This window comes from Shinella yambaruensis, assembly GCF_050859155.1.
GTDB lineage: Bacteria > Pseudomonadota > Alphaproteobacteria > Rhizobiales > Rhizobiaceae > Shinella > Shinella yambaruensis.
The window spans coordinates 3,317,996-3,333,218 of sequence record NZ_CP150638.1 but is presented as its reverse complement, the minus strand read 5'-3'; the positions used below and the strand labels follow the sequence as shown (position 1 = coordinate 3,333,218).

Here is a 15,223-nt window from a genome sequence, read left to right as displayed (position 1 = left end):
GCTCACCGCACCCGGGCATAGAGGAAGCTGTCGCGCGGCTCGTCCGACAGGTTCGGATGAAGCATGTGGCGGCGCAAGAGCCCCTCCCGTACCAAGCCGGCCTTCTCCATCACGCGCGCCGAAGCGGTGTTGGCTTTGTCGCACGTCGCTTCCGCCCGGAAAATAGACGGATGCGAGAGCGCATGCGTGACGACCCAGCGAACGATCTCGCTGGCGACGCCTTGCCCCCAATGGTCCCGGCGGACAAGCCAGCCGTAGGACACCTTTGTCGATGCAAGGCGGGGATGAACCATGCCGATGAGATCGCCGGGAGCCTGCCGGGGGCTTATCACCGCCGGAAAGCTCGCACCGGCCTGCCATTCCCGGCTGGCATGCCGGATTAAATCCTGCGTCTGGGACATGTCCGTATGCGGGCGCCAGGTGAGGTAGCGGGTCACCTCGGGATCCGTCGCCCATCCGGAAAAGAGCGCCTGCGCATCGGAAGGGCGGATGCGGCGGACCAGACAGCGTTCGGTCGTGAATTCTTCCGGCAGGCGATAGGCTTCGGTCATTGTCGATGTCCAGTTTCAATACCACGCACGGCAAAATCCGGCGCGCTGCCCGCCCCGTGATGCGCTGCCCGAAGGATGGACCGGCGAAGCGCCGATGCGGCAAGCCTCAAGCAAAAGGCCCGGCATCGCTGCCGGGCCTGTTCATGGTCGGATGGCCGCCTATCAGGCGTCTTCGATGACACGCACGGCGCGGGCCTGTTCGGCCGCGTATTTCTGCACGGCTTCCTGTACCTTCTCGAAGGCGCGGACCTCGATCTGGCGGACGCGCTCGCGGCTGATGTCGAACTCGGCGGAGAGCTCTTCCAGTGTCACCGGGTCTTCGGCGAGGCGGCGGGCCTCGAAGATGCGGCGCTCGCGCTCGTTGAGGACGCCCATGGCGCGCGCCAGCATGGCGCGGCGGGTGTCCAGCTCATCCTGCTCGATCAGCGTCTGTTCCTGGCTGTCGTGGTCGTCGACGAGCCAATCCTGCCACTGGCCGGATTCGCCCTCGCCGGCCTTGATCGGCGCGTTCAGCGAGGCGTCGCCGGTGAGGCGACGGTTCATCGAAACGACTTCCTCTTCCGAGACCTTCAGCTTGGTGGCGATTTCCTTCACCTGGTCGGGCTTCAGGTCACCGTCGTCGATCGCCTGGATCTTGCCCTTCATGCGGCGCAGGTTGAAGAACAGCCGCTTCTGGTTGGCGGTGGTGCCCATCTTCACCAGCGACCACGAGCGCAGGATATATTCCTGGATCGAGGCCTTGATCCACCACATCGCATAGGTGGCAAGGCGGAAGCCGCGTTCCGGGTCGAATTTCTTCACGGCCTGCATGAGGCCGACATTGCCCTCGGAGACGACTTCGCCGATCGGCAGGCCGTAGCCGCGATAGCCCATGGCGATCTTCGCCACGAGACGAAGGTGGCTCGTCACGAGCTGGTGGGCGGCGTTGCGGTCGCCGTGCTCCTGGTAACGCTTGGCGAGCATATATTCCTGCTGCGGCTCAAGCATCGGAAACTTGCGGATTTCATCGAGATAGCGGTTGAGACCACCTTCTCCGGCCGTGATCGACGGCAGCGTATTGCGGGCCATTCAGCACCCCTTTCTGAGACGGCTTCCATTCCGGCAAGCCTTGGTACGGAGCCTGATCCTGGAAACCGGATCCCCGTCAGCAACCATGCTCCCCGTGGGTCATGGCGACCCCACTGATCCTACAGATAGGTGTGGCGAAACAATGTTTCAAGGCTCCGCAAGCTTCACGGCTGCGTGAAGGCGGGACGGGCGGAACGGATTTTGCGACACATCCCTCAAATGGGGTCCAGCGCCCGGGAATCAAGGGGCGGCGGCGTGCTAGACGGCCCGCAGCGCCTCGATCAGGCGGGCCAGATCCGCCGGCGGCGGGGCTTCGAAATGCAGGGTCTCGCCCGTCGAGGGATGCTCGAACTGCAGCAGGAAGGCATGCAGCGCCTGGCGGTGGAACCCGTTCACCACGTCGCGCGCCTCTTCCGGCAGCCGGTTGGCCTTGGTCTTGAAGGCGCCGCCATATTCCGGATCGCCGATCAGCGGGTGGCCGATATGGGCCATATGCACGCGGATCTGGTGCGTGCGGCCGGTTTCGAGGTTGCACTCGACGAGGGAGGCGAGGCTGGTGCCGTCCTCGGTTTCGCCATAGCGCTCGACCACTTCGTAATGGGTGATCGCCTCGCGGGCATCGTCGGCGTCCTCGCGCTTCACCGCGCGCTTGGTGCGGTCCATGCCGCGGCCGAGCGGGGCGTCGATCGTGCCCCTGAGTTGGCGAGGGCGGCCCCAGACGACGGCCTGGTAGGCGCGTTCCAGCGGGCCGGTGCGGCCGTGATCGGCGAACTGGTCGGAGAGGTGGCGGTGCGCGGCGTCGTTCTTGGCAGCGACCATGACGCCGCTCGTCTCCTTGTCGAGCCGGTGCACGATGCCCGGGCGCCGCACGCCGCCGATGCCGGAAAGGCTCGTCCCGCAATGGTGGATGAGCGCATTGACCAGCGTGCCGGTCCAGTTGCCGGCGCCGGGATGGACGACGAGGCCGGCCGGCTTGCAGATGACGATCAGGTCGTCGTCCTCGTAGAGCACCTCCAGCGGGATGTCCTCGGCCTTCGGCTCGGGGTCGCGCGGCTCCGGCAGGGCGATCTCGACGCGGTCGCCGGGATGGATCTTGCGCTTCGGCTCGCCGATGGCCGCGCCGTTGACGTGAACGGCTCCTTCCTCGATCAGTGCCTTGATGCGGCTGCGCGAGAAATCGCCGGCAAGCGTGGCGGCGAGCCAGGCGTCGATGCGCCCTTCGGCGTCTTCCGGTACCGTCAGGACTTTTCTTGTGGCGTCGGCTTCTTTAAAGGGGTCGGTCATCGTTCACTACATTCATTGCCGGAAGGGCGCCTGCCATGTCCAACATCGAAAACGACGATCAGGAAGACAAGCCGCTCGACCCGGTGATGGAAAATGTTCGTCGCAAGATGATGCGCCTGCAACTGGTCTCCGGCGGCATCATGCTCCTGATGTTCATGGCGGTGCTTGCGGCCATTGTCTATAAGATCAACGCGCGGGATGGCAAGCCGGAAGCCGTCGCCTCGTCCGGCGGCGCCCTGGCCGTGCCGAGCGACGCGCCGGTCAAGGCGACCGCGACGCTGCCCGATGGCTTCGCCGTCTCCGCGGTCTCCAATTCCGGCGGCCAGATCCTGTTCTACGGCGTGATGGCCGACGGCGCGCGTAAGGCGTTCCTCTTCGACATCGCGGCCGGGCGCATCGTCGCCGAGGTCGCCATCGCAGGCAACTGATCGGTCATGGCGGCGGAGCCAGCCCTGATCGAGGATCCCGCCGATCCGCGCATTGCGGGTTTCGTCTCGATCCGCGAGCGCGACCTGACGGGCCGGGACGGGCTGTTCATCGCCGAGGGCACGGTGGTGCTGCGCATGCTCGGCGGGGTTTCGGCCCGCAAGAACGGGTTTGCCGCCGAGGCCATCCTGCTGCTCGAAAACCGCCTTGCAGGCGTTGCCGATGTGCTGGCCTCCTTCCCGGAGACGGTGCCGGTCTATGTCGCCTCGGCCGCGGTCTTCGATGCGATCGCCGGTTTCAACATGCATCGCGGCGTGCTGGCGCTCGGCCGCAAGCCGCCGCCGGAACAGGGGGCCGCGCTTCTCGGCCGCCTGCCGGAAACGAGCCTCGTGCTTGCGGGCTGCGGCCTGTCCAACCATGACAATGTCGGCGCGATCTTCCGCAATGCCGCCGCCTTCGGCGCGGATGCGGTGTTCCTCGACGAGACCTCCTGCGATCCGCTCTACCGCAAGGCGATCCGCGTCTCCGTCGGCTCGGTGCTGAGCGTGCCGTTTTCCTGCGGCCCCGGCGCCGAGGCCATGCTCGCCGGCCTTGCGGACGCAGGATTCGAGATCTGGGGACTTTCGCCGCGCGGTGCGGTGCCGGTGGCGGAGATCCCGGCTGCGCGGCGCATCGCGCTCGTGCTCGGCACGGAGGGCGAGGGGTTGCCGGAGGCCATTCTCTCCTCCTTCCGCACGGCGCGCATTCCGCAGCGGCCGGGGCTCGACAGCCTGAACGTGGCGACGGCGAGCGGCATCGCGCTCTACCAGATCGCGCTTGCCATGGGGCGTCTCGCGTAGGCGCTCGCAGGCCCTTCCGTTGTTCGCAGTGCCCCTCAGCAGCGAACGCCGTCCCACAGTTCGTTCGGCCCGCCGGTCTGGTCCTGCCATGTGCCGGTGAAACCGCTGAAATCCGGGCTGAGGGTGATGGAGAGCTTGCCGCTGCCGTACATGTCCTGCCAGTCGAGCGTACGGGCAAGGCCCTCGCCGGGCGGATCCTCGCTCAGGGTGCCCGAGGTTCGGCCGCCGCCGTCGACGAATTCATAGGTTCCGCCCAGCCGGCCGTCGCCGGCAAGCTTCAGCACCGTGATCGCCTCGACCAGCACGCCGTTGCTCCACAGCCGGCCGCAATAGCGCCCGTCGATGCTGGCTGCCTGTCTGGGCGAGGGGGCCGTCGCGCCGGTGACGCCGATGAGCAGGGCCAGGATTGCTGCCTTCATCTCGCGCTCCTCCGCCGCGACAGGCTATGCCTCGTCGCGGCCGATCCGCTCGCGCACGCGCTGGGCAAGGCTGCGCTCATCGCCGTCGAGGGCGGGGTCGATCGTGGCGATAAGATCGTGCACCGGCGAACCGGCGCCCTCGCGGGTAGCGGTCAGCACGATCATCTTGCTGGCGAGATCGGCCATCTCCTCGCGCAGTGCCGCATCGTTCTCGCCGGTCTTCGCCGCCATCAGCCGTTCGGAGAGGGCGGTGCCCTGGTTGCGCACGTCCTCTTCCAGCGCGGCGATGTCGATCGGCGGGGGTGCGACCTTGTCGGTACGCCGGGGCGAGGGTCGGCTTGCGGCGATGGTGCGGGCAAGCTCTGTGGAACGCACGGCCTTCACCGCTTCCTTGTTTTCCGCTGTCAACGTCTTCACCTTGTCGCGCAGGCGGTTGATTTCCGCAATGCGCCGTTCGATCGCATTGTCCTTGTCGGCACTGCCGGCAAGCTCGCGCGTCAGCCGTGTTTCGAGCTGGAGCACGCGGCCCTCCTCGCGCGACAGGCGCACTTCCAGGGCCTTCGCGCTCTGGTTCGCCGTCTTGAGATCCTCGCGCAGCCTGTCGCGCTCGTCCTTCAGATTGCCGATGCGGCTCTTCAGGTTTTCCATCGTCGTGTCGCGGGTGGCGAGATCGATCTTCATGGCGTCGAGATCGGCTTCGAGGTGGTGGATGCGGGCGTGAAGCGCCTCGATATCGGCCACCTTGCCGCGGATTTCGCGGTCCGCGGTCGCGAGCGCCGCCTTGAGCTGCTCGCCCTTCATTTCCTCACGCCGCAGGGCGGAGCGCATATCGCCGGCCTCAATGTTCATGTCGGCGATCTGGGCGTGCAGTTCGGCATTTTCCGTGCCGATCGCCGCGGCCTGCGCCAGCAGCTTCTCGTTGCGCACCATTTCCAGCGTTTGTTTCTCCCGTTCGCGGCGTATCCCTTCCGACAGGCGGGCGTTTTCCGCGGCATAGGCGGCGCGGGCCATGTCCTTCTGGGCGCGCACCTCCTGCGGGCTCAGCGGCATGGTGGCGCGCATGCGGTTCTCGGTGAACTTGACGATGCGCTTCTGGACGGCCGGCGCGACGAGCAGGCCGGTCAGCGTGGCGGCGAGAAAGCCGAGCGCGAAGAGAAGGGCATACTCGATCACGGGTCCACTCGTTCCAAAACTGGCCCCAAACGGGGCTCGAACGAGCCCACTATAGCGGCTCGTCCAACCTTGCGGGAGGGGTCCTCCACCAGAAATCAACTCTCGGTTAACCGGACGGGCGAGGGCGCCCTTTCATTCTCAGAAGGGATTCCAGGTCGGCTCGCGCGTCAGCTTCAGGTAGCCGGCATTGATGCCGAGGCGGGCGCCGACGCCGGTGCGGATCGGCACGAGCACGACGTCGCGGTTGACGTTGACCTGCATGCCGACGCCGGCGATCACATAAGCCGAGCCGGAAACGCCGCCGTAGCGCTCGTAGAGCGAATTGACGTCGGGCAGGTTGTAGACGAGCATCATGGTGCGGCTGCCCTGGCCGCCCCAGTCGAGGCCGAGCGACGGGCCCTGCCAGAACACCGAATGCTGGCCGGCATTCTTTGTGTTGAGCGTGCCCTCGCCATAGGTCAGGCCCGCAACGAAGGCGCCGGACCCTTCCTGGCCGAGGATGTAGCCGTTGGGCAGGCCGTAGGATTCGAAGGCGCGTTCGACCACCTTGGCAAGGCCGCCCGAGGTCGAGCCGAAGAAGCCGTGGCCGGCGTCGACGATCTCCTGCATGGAATATTGGCCGTTCTGCTGCGCCTGCGCCGGCAGAACCGTGAAAAGCGCCAGGATCGCCGCTGTTACGATCCTGAGCGCGATCGTGACCAGATTTGAAACACCCATGTCCCGCTCGCCTTCCTTCATGTATCGGCCCCGTTCCATGCTGCAATTTGATCCGATCGTCTTAACAATCGGTTTACCAAATGTGGTGTCATTATGGCTGTCTTCAAATCGGGCACGCCTCGCGCAATTCCCGCGTGCTATGCGTCGCGCAGGATGCCCGCGAATGTGCCCATGCTAGGGCCGTCCGCGTGAAGTGATGCGTGGATCTGGGAGAAATTTATGGCGAAAAATCCGAACCTTACGCTGACCGGTCCCGACCTGGCAGCGCTTCTGTGCAGCCGTGTCTGCCATGACGTCATCTCGCCTGTCGGGGCGATCAACAACGGGCTGGAGCTGCTTGACGAGGGTGGCGCCGATGCCGACGCGATGGACCTCATCCGCACCAGCGCGCTCAATGCCTCCGTCCGGCTGAAATTCGCGCGACTTGCCTTCGGTGCCTCCGGCTCGGTCGGTGCGTCGATCGACACGGGCGAGGCGGAAAAGGCCGCGCGCGATTTCACCGCCGCCGAGAAGAAGACGGAGATCACCTGGACCGGGCCGCGTGCCATCGTCGCGAAGAACCGGGTCAAGCTGCTGCTCAACCTGTTCCTCGTCGCCTATGGCGCCATTCCGCGCGGCGGCTCGATCGACGTGACGCTCGACAATCCGGAATTCGACGCCACCTTCAAGCTCGTCGCCAGGGGCCGTATGCTGCGCGTGCCGCCGAAGTTCACGGAAATCCTCTCCGGCACGCCGGAAGAGGCGGTCGATGCCCATTCCATCCAGCCTTATTACACCGTGCTGCTCGCCGATGAGGCGGGCATGGCGCTCGACGTCGCCGTGAGCCCCGAGGAGATCGTCTTCTCGGCCCGGGTCGTTCCGGCCTCGGAATGATCGATGGCGGCCATGGCCCGTTAACCATGGCCGCTAACGCTTTGTTTGCCAGTCGGCGGTAGAGTTGCACCTTGTATTGTTCCCGCTTAACGGGCGGGAGACCTAGGAGCAGCGAATGCAGCGGTTGATGATCGCCGATGGTTCCGACGTCGTCCGTAAGGTCGGCAAACGTATTCTCTCCGGTTTCGATTTCCTTGTGCTGGAAGCGTCGAGCTCGCTGGAAGCCCTTGTGCGCTGCGAGGCGGAGCTGCCCAATATCCTCATCGTCGATTCGACGATGGACGGGGCTCTCGAACTCATCGGCAATGTCCGCAACCTGCCGCAGGGCAAGTCGGTGCGCATCTACTACTGCGTGGTCGAGGCGGACCTGAAGAAGATGATGATGGGCAAACGCGCCGGCGCGGACGACTTCCTGCTCAAGCCCTTCGACCGCAAGATCCTGACCCAGGTCTTCGGCAGCCTCTCGGCCGCCGCCTGAGACGACGACACCGGACTGACCAACGCGGCCGCTCTTGAGGAGCCGGCCGCGTTTTTCGTTTATCGATGTCTCGCCCCGCCCACGACCAACTCGAACAAAGGAAAACCCGCCGGCAAGCGGCGGGTTGAAATCTTGAGCGAAAAAGGGGAGGAGAACCGGGTCAGGCGCTTTCGAGATAGTCGCCGTCGGGCTCGCGCAGCACATAGCCGCGGCCCCAGACCGTCTCGATATAGTTCGCGCCACCGGCGGCGTTCGCCAGCTTCTTGCGCAGCTTGCAGATGAAGACGTCGATGATCTTCAGTTCCGGCTCGTCCATGCCGCCGTAAAGGTGGTTGAGGAACATTTCCTTGGTGAGCGTCGTGCCCTTGCGCAGCGAGAGCAGCTCGAGCATCTGGTATTCCTTGCCCGTCAGGTGGACGCGCTGGCCGCCGACCTCGACCGTCTTGGCGTCGAGGTTGACAATGAGCTCGCCGGTCGAGATGACCGACTGGGCGTGCCCCTTGGAGCGGCGTACGATGGCGTGGATGCGGGCGACGAGCTCGTCCTTGTGGAACGGCTTGGTCATGTAGTCGTCGGCGCCGAAGCCGAGGCCGCGCACCTTGTCCTCGATGCCGGCCATGCCGGAGAGGATGAGGATCGGCGTCTTGACCTTGGACAGGCGCAACGTGCGCAGAACCTCGTAACCCGACATGTCGGGCAGGTTCAGATCGAGCAGGATGATATCGTAATCATACAACTTGCCGAGATCGACACCTTCCTCGCCGAGGTCGGTGGTATACACATTAAAACTTTCGGACTTCAGCATCAGTTCGATGCTCTGCGCCGTCGCGCTGTCGTCCTCAATGAGTAGTACCCGCATATCTGTCCCCTTTTCCGCCGCTCAAGGTACCTGGCCCCCTACGCGATACGGATCCAGTCGTTGCCTGATTTGGAGGCTGCCACGAATTGGTTAACAAATCCTGATTCCCTTTGGCAAGGTGTATCGATCTGTTAATTATTTTAGGCAGCCCCCTGATTTCATGGATGAATCAGAAATGTGACTCTTAAACTGTCTCTTTAAGAAGCACGGTTAACCGACTCTTTCGACTCATCAATGTGACGCACCCGTTTTTTAGCGAACCGCATTTACTGAGCCTTAAATCATCGCACCTATGATTAACGATGCCCGTAAACGAAAGGTTACCAGCGGTAGGGTTTTATTAATATCGCTGAATTTTTTCGCAGGCCCGGCGCGTTTTGCCGGGTTTCGGGCTCAATGCCGGTCTCCGGCGTGCGGTGAAACGCCGCGCTTCGGGCACTGATTTGGAATGCCGGGTGAACGGTTGCCGCGTTTTGGCGGTCGTTCGCTCCAATGCCGGGGTCTCGCTATCCACGGGAGTATTGCGTATGAAGTCGCGTGAGAGCCTAGTTCGCCTGAAGGAATTTCAGGTGAAAGAGAAGAGGCGGCAGCTGGCCCAGCTTCAGTTGATGATGTCCGAATTCGAACGGATGTCGAAGGAACTGGAAAGCCAGATCGCCATCGAGGAAAAGAAATCCGGGATCACCGATCCCAACCACTTCGCTTACCCCACCTTCGCCAAGGCGGCGCGCCAGCGTTCCGACAACCTCCAGGTCTCGATCCGGGAACTGAAGGTGCAGCAGGACACGGCCGAACTGGCGCTGGAAGAGGCGGAGGCGGAGTTCGCCAAGGCTTCGGCGCTCGAAGAGCGCGACAACGCGGTCCGGCTGCGCGCCTGACCCGATCCGGTTCTGAAGAACCCTCGCGAGCGGCCGAAAGACCGCTCACGAGGGCTCTTCGCGTTTTTTTGAGGGGAGGCCGTGTCAGAGATTGACGACGTCGTGCCATTCCTTGTGGCGCATGGCCTGCGCGCGGAAGAACGGGCAGAGCGGCATGATCTTCCAGCCGCCCTTGTGTGCCTCCTCCACCGCATGGGCCGCCAGGGCTTGCCCGACGCCCTTGCCGCGCAGCGCATCCGGCACGCTGGTATGGTCGACGATGACGAGCTTCGGCGAGGCGCGTGAATAGGTCACCTCCGCCTCGTGCCCGTCGACGGTGGCGGAATAGCGGCCCTTCGAGCCGGTTTCTTCGCTGGTGATGTCCATGATGGCCCTCGCTCTCGTTGCTTTGGTGCCATCCTTTCCTGTCCTGCGCCCTCCCGCAACCGTGCGGGATGTGAACAGACCGTGCTGCATCCGCGTCGCCGCGGTGCTATGCAGGGGCATCGAAACCAGCGATGGTCTGCCATGATCCTTGTCGTTCCCGCCCTTCTCGTGTTCTCCGCGCTGTTCCTCGCCTTCGGCCTCGTCCTGCCGCTCGTGCGTTTCGAAAAACTCTACTTCTTCGACGAGACGCCCTCGTTGATCGATATCGTCGTCTCGCTCTGGGGGCAGGGGAGCGGGGGGCTTGCGGTGCTCGTCGCGCTGTTCTCCATCGTTTTTCCGGTGATCAAGCTCTTCGCGATCGCGCTGGAGGCGACCGCGCCGACGCCGCCGGAGGGCAAGGCGAACTGGCTCGCCCGGCTGCTGCCGATCCTTGGAAAATGGTCGATGATGGATGTGATGCTGGTGGCGCTCGTCATCGTCGCGGCGAAGACGAGCGGCATGGCCTCGGCCTTCACCCAGCCCGGCCTCTGGTTCTACGCCGCCTCGGCGATCATGACCGGCCTTCTGCAGATGAAGCTGCGCCCGGCCGAGCGCGGCGCTTGACCCCTCAAACGAAACTACGGCCGCGCGGGGCGCAGCCGTAGGGGTCTTGATCGGAAATGAAACGGTTAGTGGCGGTACTGCTGAATGCGCGTGGTGCGCAGGCCGGCAAGGCCGTGATCGTTGATGGAGGACTGCCAGGAGAGGAATTCTTCGACCGTCAGCGTATAACGCTCGCAGGCTTCTTCGAGGCTCAAGAGCCCGCCACGTACGGCGGCGACGACTTCTGCCTTCCGGCGAATCACCCAGCGCCGCGTGTTGGCCGGCGGCAGATCGGCGATCGTCAGGGGGCTGCCATCGGGGCCGATGACGTATTTAACGCGGGGTCGTATCAGATCGGTCATTGGACTCTCTACATAAACTCAAGACCATATGCCGGGGACTGTAGCCCGCCACATTTAAGATTTGCCTAAACGCATACTAACAATTTTCTAATCTTTTGAGCGGCTTCGCCCGTTGTACCCGGGGCTGGAAGCCCTGGCTTCCCTTACGTTTGCTATGCTCGCCCTGCGCAACACCCGCATGGGAGCCATGCAAATATTTCATTTCCCTTTTATTCAAATCCTGCTAATACGCCCCCAAATTTAAGGGCGGCGTCGATGGATGCCACCGGAAGCCCTGGGATGCATCACCATGAATTTCCTCCGCGAGCTGTTCCCAGTCGGGATATGGCTTCCGCGGCGTTTTTCGTCGCCGCTCTTGTGAAGGGGTGCGCCTTAAATTTTCCGGATCGAGAATGCACCCGAGCCCGGCCTTCGCGCCGGCTGTTGGAAACGGAAAATGAAAGATCCAGACAACATGCTCCTGCAGCAGGCCTGGTCGCCTGAATTCTTGTCCACGGCCAATATCGAATCCGTGCAGACCGAATACGAGGTCCTGCACCTCATGCGCCAGTGCGCCACCCATTTCGGCTTCAGTCACTTCCTGGTGTCGCGCTTCCCGGCCAACGAGCAGCAGCGTTTTGCCGAGCGGCTGATCGTCAGCAACTGGCCGGCCGATCTCGTGCGCAAGTACGATGCGATGAACCTCTTCCATCTGAGCCGGCTGGCGATCGAGACGGGCATGACGAAGCTGCCCGTGCAGGGCGACAGCTCGCTCCTCGCCCCGTCGGACTGGGAGAACGGCCAGGCCGGCGAGGCGATCGCGCTTGCCGAAAGCCACGGCCTTGCCGCCTCGACGGCCTTCCTTTTGCATTCCACGACATCGGATCCCTATCTGATGGCCTTTTCCGGCACGCAGGCCCCGCTTGCGCGCCGGGAGCTGACGGACCTGCATTTCGCCGCCCTCCAGCTTTTCGAGTGCCTTGAAAAGACCTTCGTGGCGGCCACGGCGAGCCGGGAGAAACTGTCGAGCCGCGAGGTCGAGTGCCTGCGCTGGGCGGCGGCCGGCAAGAGCAGCGACGAGATCGCCATCATCCTCGGCATCTCGGCCTATACGGTGAGCAGCTATTTCAAGAGCGCGACCCGCAAGCTCAAGGCGGTCAACCGCATGCAGGCGATCGCCATCGCGCTGCGCCTGCGCCTCATCTGATTTCCTTGGCGCGAGGCCCTTGCCGGCGGACCGGGAAGGCGGGGCCGATGCGCGGCCGGAAAGACGCGGTTCCGGCCTTCTCTTGCCCTCGGTGCGGCAAGTTTCTATATGTCGCCCGAAAGACGCCGCGCCGATTGCGGGGCGCCGTCCTTGCGTCAAGCAAACCTCAGTGAAAGGTGCCCTGCGGCGGGCCTTCAAGCGCCGCAGCACCGGAACGGACCTCGCGTGAACAGTCTCGATTTCGATCGCAAGCCGGAAGATACCCGTGTCGTCGTCGCCATGTCGGGCGGCGTGGACAGCTCCGTCGTGGCCGGCATCCTGAAACGCGAAGGCTACGACGTGCTCGGCATCACGCTGCAGCTCTACGACCATGGGGCCGCGGTGCACCGCGCCGGCTCCTGCTGCGCCGGCCAGGACATCGACGACGCGCGCCGGGTCTGCGAAACGCTGGGCATCCCGCACTACGTGCTCGACTATGAAAAGCGCTTCCGCGAGACGGTGATCAATCCCTTCGCCGAAAGCTACATTGCCGGTGAAACGCCGATCCCCTGCGTCGCCTGCAACCAGACTGTCAAGTTCGCCGACCTTTTGGCCACGGCCAAGGAGCTCGGCGCGGATGCGCTCGCCACCGGCCATTACATCCGCTCCCGGCCGAACCCGGCGCCGGACGCGCCGCAGCGCCGCGCGCTCTATCGGCCGGTCGATGCCGAGCGCGACCAGAGCTACTTCCTCTTCGCCACGACCCAGGAGCAGATCGATTATCTGCGCTTCCCCCTCGGCCATCTCTCGAAGGCCGAAACGCGGGCGCTTGCCGAGGAGATGGGCCTCGTCGTCGCCAAGAAGGCCGACAGCCAGGACATCTGTTTCGTGCCGCAGGGCAAATATTCCGACATCGTCAACAAGCTGAAGCCCAATGCGGCGCTTGCCGGCGACATCGTGCATATCGACGGCCGCGTGCTCGGCCGCCACGACGGCATCCTGCATTATACGATCGGCCAGCGCCGCGGCATCGGCATCGCGACGGGCGAGCCGCTCTATGTCGTCTATCTCGACGCCCGCTCGCGCCGCGTCATCGTCGGCCCCAAGGAGGCGCTGGAAACGCGCCGCCTCTACCTGCGCGATATCAACTGGCTCGGCGACGGCGACCTGGAGGCCGTGGCCGCCGCGGGCTTCGACTGTTACGCCAAGGTCCGCTCGACGCGCCCGCCGCGCCCCGCCCGCCTCAAGTCCGGCCCCGGCGGCCTCTATGTGGAGCTTGCCGAAGGAGAGCCGGGTGTTGCGCCCGGCCAGGCCTGCGCGCTCTATTCCGGCGAAGGCGAGGACGCCCGCATTCATGGCGGCGGCTTTATCCTGCGTTCCGAGCGGGAACCGGCCGCCGAAGACGCCCTCAGGCGCATTCTGTCGACCCCGGCGGCGGCCTGAACACCTGCATCCGCCAAGGCCTTTGCGGACAAAGCGATTTTTGTGCGAACGCCGCTTGACACCCGCGGGAACAGCACCCTATAAGCCGCGCACCGGACGGCAACGGACATCGTTCTGTTCCTCTTTCGGGCGGCGGAGTAGCTCAGTAGGTTAGAGCAGAGGAATCATAATCCTTGTGTCGGGGGTTCGAATCCCTCCTCCGCTACCAGAAAATCCTCAACAAAATCAACGATTTAGAGGTTTGGTAGCGTCGCCCGTGATGTTGCAACGTGTTGCAGCATGGGTCCAGCAAAATCAAGGCGTTACCATGTGCTGCAAATCACTCCGTGCAACACATCTGCAACACGGGAATCACGCGCTCGGCTGATCCCGAAGCAGCACGCCCGAACCCGTCGCCACTTCTCCCTCTTCAATGAAGATGATTCCTGCTTCCTCCAGGGCGGCGCGAACGTCCCTAAGTGTCCTTTCATAAGGCACGGATTTCTCCGCCTCGAAGTTGGTAAGAGTGGCACGGCCAACACCGGCGGCATCACATAGGCGCTGCTGGGACCAGTTGAGGAGTGCGCGTGCGGCGCGGCTTTGAGCGGCAGAGATAGACATTTTGCATCGTCCTACGCAAAAGGTATTGACTTATCCGCAAAACAATGTATTTTGCATCGTGTTGTAACAAATGCACATCCCAAACGCAACACGAGGAGACCAGCCATGACCCTTGCCGCACCCAGATTAAGACCGTTTGAGTTCCACGTCGGCCAGGATGTCCGCCTCCGCGGCTTCCAGGCTACGGTCACCCGCAGATTAAGAACGGCAACCGGCCGGGCGATGTACGCAGTGCAGCTGGCCGGTGAGCCCGGCACGCGCCACGTCATGGAAGACGGCCTTCAGGCCACCGAGCAGATGCAGGTGGCGGCATGACCCACGACGCTGAAACCCTCACCACGCTCCACGAACTGGCGTCGACCGAGTTCCAGCCATGGGTGCCGGGCATGGAGGCCGAGATGACACCGGCCAACCTGACTGAAGCCGCCAACAACGGGCCGTTCGTCTACGCGTACTTTGCATACAAATCGATGTTCCAGACCAAGGACGCCATGGTCGACCGATACCGAGCGACACCCGATGCCGGCTTTGATCTGATCGAAAACATCTCAGGCGGCGCGGCTTGGTTCGAGATGATCGCCGGCATGATGAGGGCGGCCGCGGGAAGGCACATGGCAGCCCTCGCCGTGGTCGAATTGGAAGATGATCTAGCCGAAGCAGCCTAGAAGTTTCCTGCCAGCCGTTCGCCGCATTGTCCGGCTGGCCTTTGCCGGTGGCGCTCTTTAGCTGCCCCGGCCTTTTATTCGAACACCGGGGAGCGCCCATCACCACCGTCGCCCACATCAGACGGGGCGCTCCCATACGGTATTAGCCGGCCGATCGCCATGCGCAAACCCTGGAACGCCCGCCGGCTCAGCCGCTCGCCTCACCCGGCGGGCGGTTTTTTCGTTTGGTGCGGGGCGGCGAAATCCCAAATTTTGCAAATTCAAAACTTTGGAAAATCCGCAACATGCTGCGGTTTTGACCAACGCAATTTTGCGTCGGCCGCCGCCATCCCCTTGAAAACGCTCGGCTTAAAATCAAGCCCAGTGCTATCCCCTTGATTTCACTCGGCGCAAAATTGCGCTCAGTGGTCTCCCCGAAATTGGGGACACCCATCTCGACAACCACGCCGTGCGGTGAGATGATGGCGCGACTTAA

Annotated in this window: 21 protein-coding genes and 1 tRNA gene; 11 read left to right on the top strand and 11 right to left on the bottom strand. The window is 63.7% G+C overall.

All coding sequences use genetic code 11. The annotated features are described in order from the left end of the window. Positions 1-2 precede the first annotated feature (2 nt). The 3 genes from WMC41_RS16385 to WMC41_RS16375 all read right to left on the bottom strand — a co-directional run bounded on the left by WMC41_RS16385 (position 3) and on the right by WMC41_RS16375 (position 2,903). Positions 3-551 (bottom strand): GNAT family N-acetyltransferase, encoded by a 549-nt coding sequence (locus WMC41_RS16385; RefSeq protein WP_432344859.1) that lies wholly within the window; start codon positions 549-551, stop codon positions 3-5. A 162-nt stretch (positions 552-713) separates the two neighbouring features. Next, a complete protein-coding gene (rpoH, locus tag WMC41_RS16380; RefSeq protein WP_064331103.1) occupies positions 714-1,619 on the bottom strand; it encodes an RNA polymerase sigma factor RpoH in 906 nt (301 codons plus the stop codon). Between the two features lie 258 nt (positions 1,620-1,877). Continuing rightward, entirely contained in the window at positions 1,878-2,903 is a 1,026-nt protein-coding gene (locus WMC41_RS16375; RefSeq protein ID WP_432344856.1) for an RluA family pseudouridine synthase, read from the bottom strand. Positions 2,904-2,938: 35 nt separating this feature from the next. On the opposite strand from WMC41_RS16375, the gene WMC41_RS16370 reads away from it, so the two are divergent. Together WMC41_RS16370 and WMC41_RS16365 are read left to right on the top strand one after the other, a co-directional pair. After that, the gene (locus tag WMC41_RS16370) at positions 2,939-3,331 is read left to right on the top strand and encodes a hypothetical protein (protein WP_288079830.1); all 393 of its coding nucleotides are present in this window, start codon (positions 2,939-2,941) and stop codon (positions 3,329-3,331) included. 6 nt (positions 3,332-3,337) lie between these two features. Next, positions 3,338-4,168: a TrmH family RNA methyltransferase gene (locus tag WMC41_RS16365; RefSeq protein WP_432344852.1), complete on the top strand. Its 831-nt coding sequence runs from the start codon at positions 3,338-3,340 to the stop codon at positions 4,166-4,168. A 35-nt stretch (positions 4,169-4,203) separates the two neighbouring features. Here the strand turns inward: WMC41_RS16365 and WMC41_RS16360 are convergent, their stop codons facing one another. The 3 genes from WMC41_RS16360 to WMC41_RS16350 form a co-directional block, all read right to left on the bottom strand. Then, positions 4,204-4,587, bottom strand: coding sequence for a hypothetical protein (locus WMC41_RS16360; protein ID WP_272806427.1), 384 nt, complete (start codon positions 4,585-4,587; stop codon positions 4,204-4,206). Between the two features lie 24 nt (positions 4,588-4,611). Beyond that, positions 4,612-5,760: a hypothetical protein gene (locus WMC41_RS16355; protein WP_432344850.1), complete on the bottom strand. Its 1,149-nt coding sequence runs from the start codon at positions 5,758-5,760 to the stop codon at positions 4,612-4,614. A 138-nt stretch (positions 5,761-5,898) separates the two neighbouring features. Further along, the gene (locus WMC41_RS16350; RefSeq protein WP_244768360.1) at positions 5,899-6,477 is read right to left on the bottom strand and encodes a DUF1134 domain-containing protein; all 579 of its coding nucleotides are present in this window, start codon (positions 6,475-6,477) and stop codon (positions 5,899-5,901) included. 219 nt (positions 6,478-6,696) lie between these two features. Here WMC41_RS16350 and chpT point away from each other — a divergent pair, with 219 nt between their 5' ends. Together chpT and WMC41_RS16340 are read left to right on the top strand one after the other, a co-directional pair. Beyond that, the gene (gene chpT / locus WMC41_RS16345) at positions 6,697-7,350 is read left to right on the top strand and encodes a histidine phosphotransferase ChpT (protein ID WP_432344848.1); all 654 of its coding nucleotides are present in this window, start codon (positions 6,697-6,699) and stop codon (positions 7,348-7,350) included. A gap of 115 nt (positions 7,351-7,465) precedes the next feature. Then, positions 7,466-7,828, top strand: a complete 363-nt coding sequence (locus tag WMC41_RS16340) for a response regulator (protein ID WP_244768362.1) — start codon at positions 7,466-7,468, stop codon at positions 7,826-7,828. 160 nt (positions 7,829-7,988) lie between these two features. Here the strand turns inward: WMC41_RS16340 and ctrA are convergent, their stop codons facing one another. Then, positions 7,989-8,687, bottom strand: a complete 699-nt coding sequence (gene ctrA / locus WMC41_RS16335) for a response regulator transcription factor CtrA (RefSeq protein WP_064331096.1) — start codon at positions 8,685-8,687, stop codon at positions 7,989-7,991. A 527-nt stretch (positions 8,688-9,214) separates the two neighbouring features. On the opposite strand from ctrA, the gene WMC41_RS16330 reads away from it, so the two are divergent. Next, entirely contained in the window at positions 9,215-9,565 is a 351-nt protein-coding gene (locus WMC41_RS16330) for a flagellar export protein FliJ (RefSeq protein WP_432344845.1), read from the top strand. 84 nt (positions 9,566-9,649) lie between these two features. Here WMC41_RS16330 and WMC41_RS16325 read toward each other — a convergent pair whose 3' ends face one another. Beyond that, positions 9,650-9,931: a GNAT family N-acetyltransferase gene (locus tag WMC41_RS16325; RefSeq protein ID WP_432344843.1), complete on the bottom strand. Its 282-nt coding sequence runs from the start codon at positions 9,929-9,931 to the stop codon at positions 9,650-9,652. Between the two features lie 141 nt (positions 9,932-10,072). Between WMC41_RS16325 and WMC41_RS16320 the strand changes: the two genes are divergently transcribed. Next, on the top strand, positions 10,073-10,534 hold the full coding sequence (locus tag WMC41_RS16320; RefSeq protein ID WP_288079834.1) for a paraquat-inducible protein A: 462 nt from the start codon (positions 10,073-10,075) through the stop codon (positions 10,532-10,534). A gap of 65 nt (positions 10,535-10,599) precedes the next feature. Here WMC41_RS16320 and WMC41_RS16315 read toward each other — a convergent pair whose 3' ends face one another. Further along, entirely contained in the window at positions 10,600-10,875 is a 276-nt protein-coding gene (locus tag WMC41_RS16315) for a DUF1153 domain-containing protein (RefSeq protein ID WP_023515011.1), read from the bottom strand. Between the two features lie 436 nt (positions 10,876-11,311). Here WMC41_RS16315 and WMC41_RS16310 point away from each other — a divergent pair, with 436 nt between their 5' ends. The 3 genes from WMC41_RS16310 (at position 11,312) to WMC41_RS16300 (ending at position 13,691) form a co-directional block, all read left to right on the top strand. Further along, complete coding sequence (locus WMC41_RS16310; protein WP_244768365.1) at positions 11,312-12,061, top strand: helix-turn-helix transcriptional regulator; 750 nt, start codon at positions 11,312-11,314, stop codon at positions 12,059-12,061. A 225-nt stretch (positions 12,062-12,286) separates the two neighbouring features. Beyond that, on the top strand, positions 12,287-13,483 hold the full coding sequence (mnmA, locus tag WMC41_RS16305; protein ID WP_432344840.1) for a tRNA 2-thiouridine(34) synthase MnmA: 1,197 nt from the start codon (positions 12,287-12,289) through the stop codon (positions 13,481-13,483). Between the two features lie 131 nt (positions 13,484-13,614). Beyond that, positions 13,615-13,691: transfer RNA gene (locus WMC41_RS16300), tRNA-Met, on the top strand. 143 nt (positions 13,692-13,834) lie between these two features. Here the strand turns inward: WMC41_RS16300 and WMC41_RS16295 are convergent. After that, a complete protein-coding gene (locus tag WMC41_RS16295; RefSeq protein WP_432344838.1) occupies positions 13,835-14,083 on the bottom strand; it encodes a helix-turn-helix domain-containing protein in 249 nt (82 codons plus the stop codon). A gap of 105 nt (positions 14,084-14,188) precedes the next feature. Between WMC41_RS16295 and WMC41_RS16290 the strand changes: the two genes are divergently transcribed. After that, positions 14,189-14,398, top strand: coding sequence for a hypothetical protein (locus tag WMC41_RS16290; RefSeq protein WP_432344836.1), 210 nt, complete (start codon positions 14,189-14,191; stop codon positions 14,396-14,398). Next, entirely contained in the window at positions 14,395-14,748 is a 354-nt protein-coding gene (locus WMC41_RS16285; protein ID WP_432344834.1) for a hypothetical protein, read from the top strand. Before WMC41_RS16290 ends, WMC41_RS16285 begins: the two co-directional genes overlap by 4 nt. A gap of 187 nt (positions 14,749-14,935) precedes the next feature. Here the strand turns inward: WMC41_RS16285 and WMC41_RS16280 are convergent, their stop codons facing one another. Next, positions 14,936-15,181, bottom strand: a complete 246-nt coding sequence (locus tag WMC41_RS16280; RefSeq protein WP_432344831.1) for a hypothetical protein — start codon at positions 15,179-15,181, stop codon at positions 14,936-14,938. Positions 15,182-15,223: the final 42 nt, after the last annotated feature.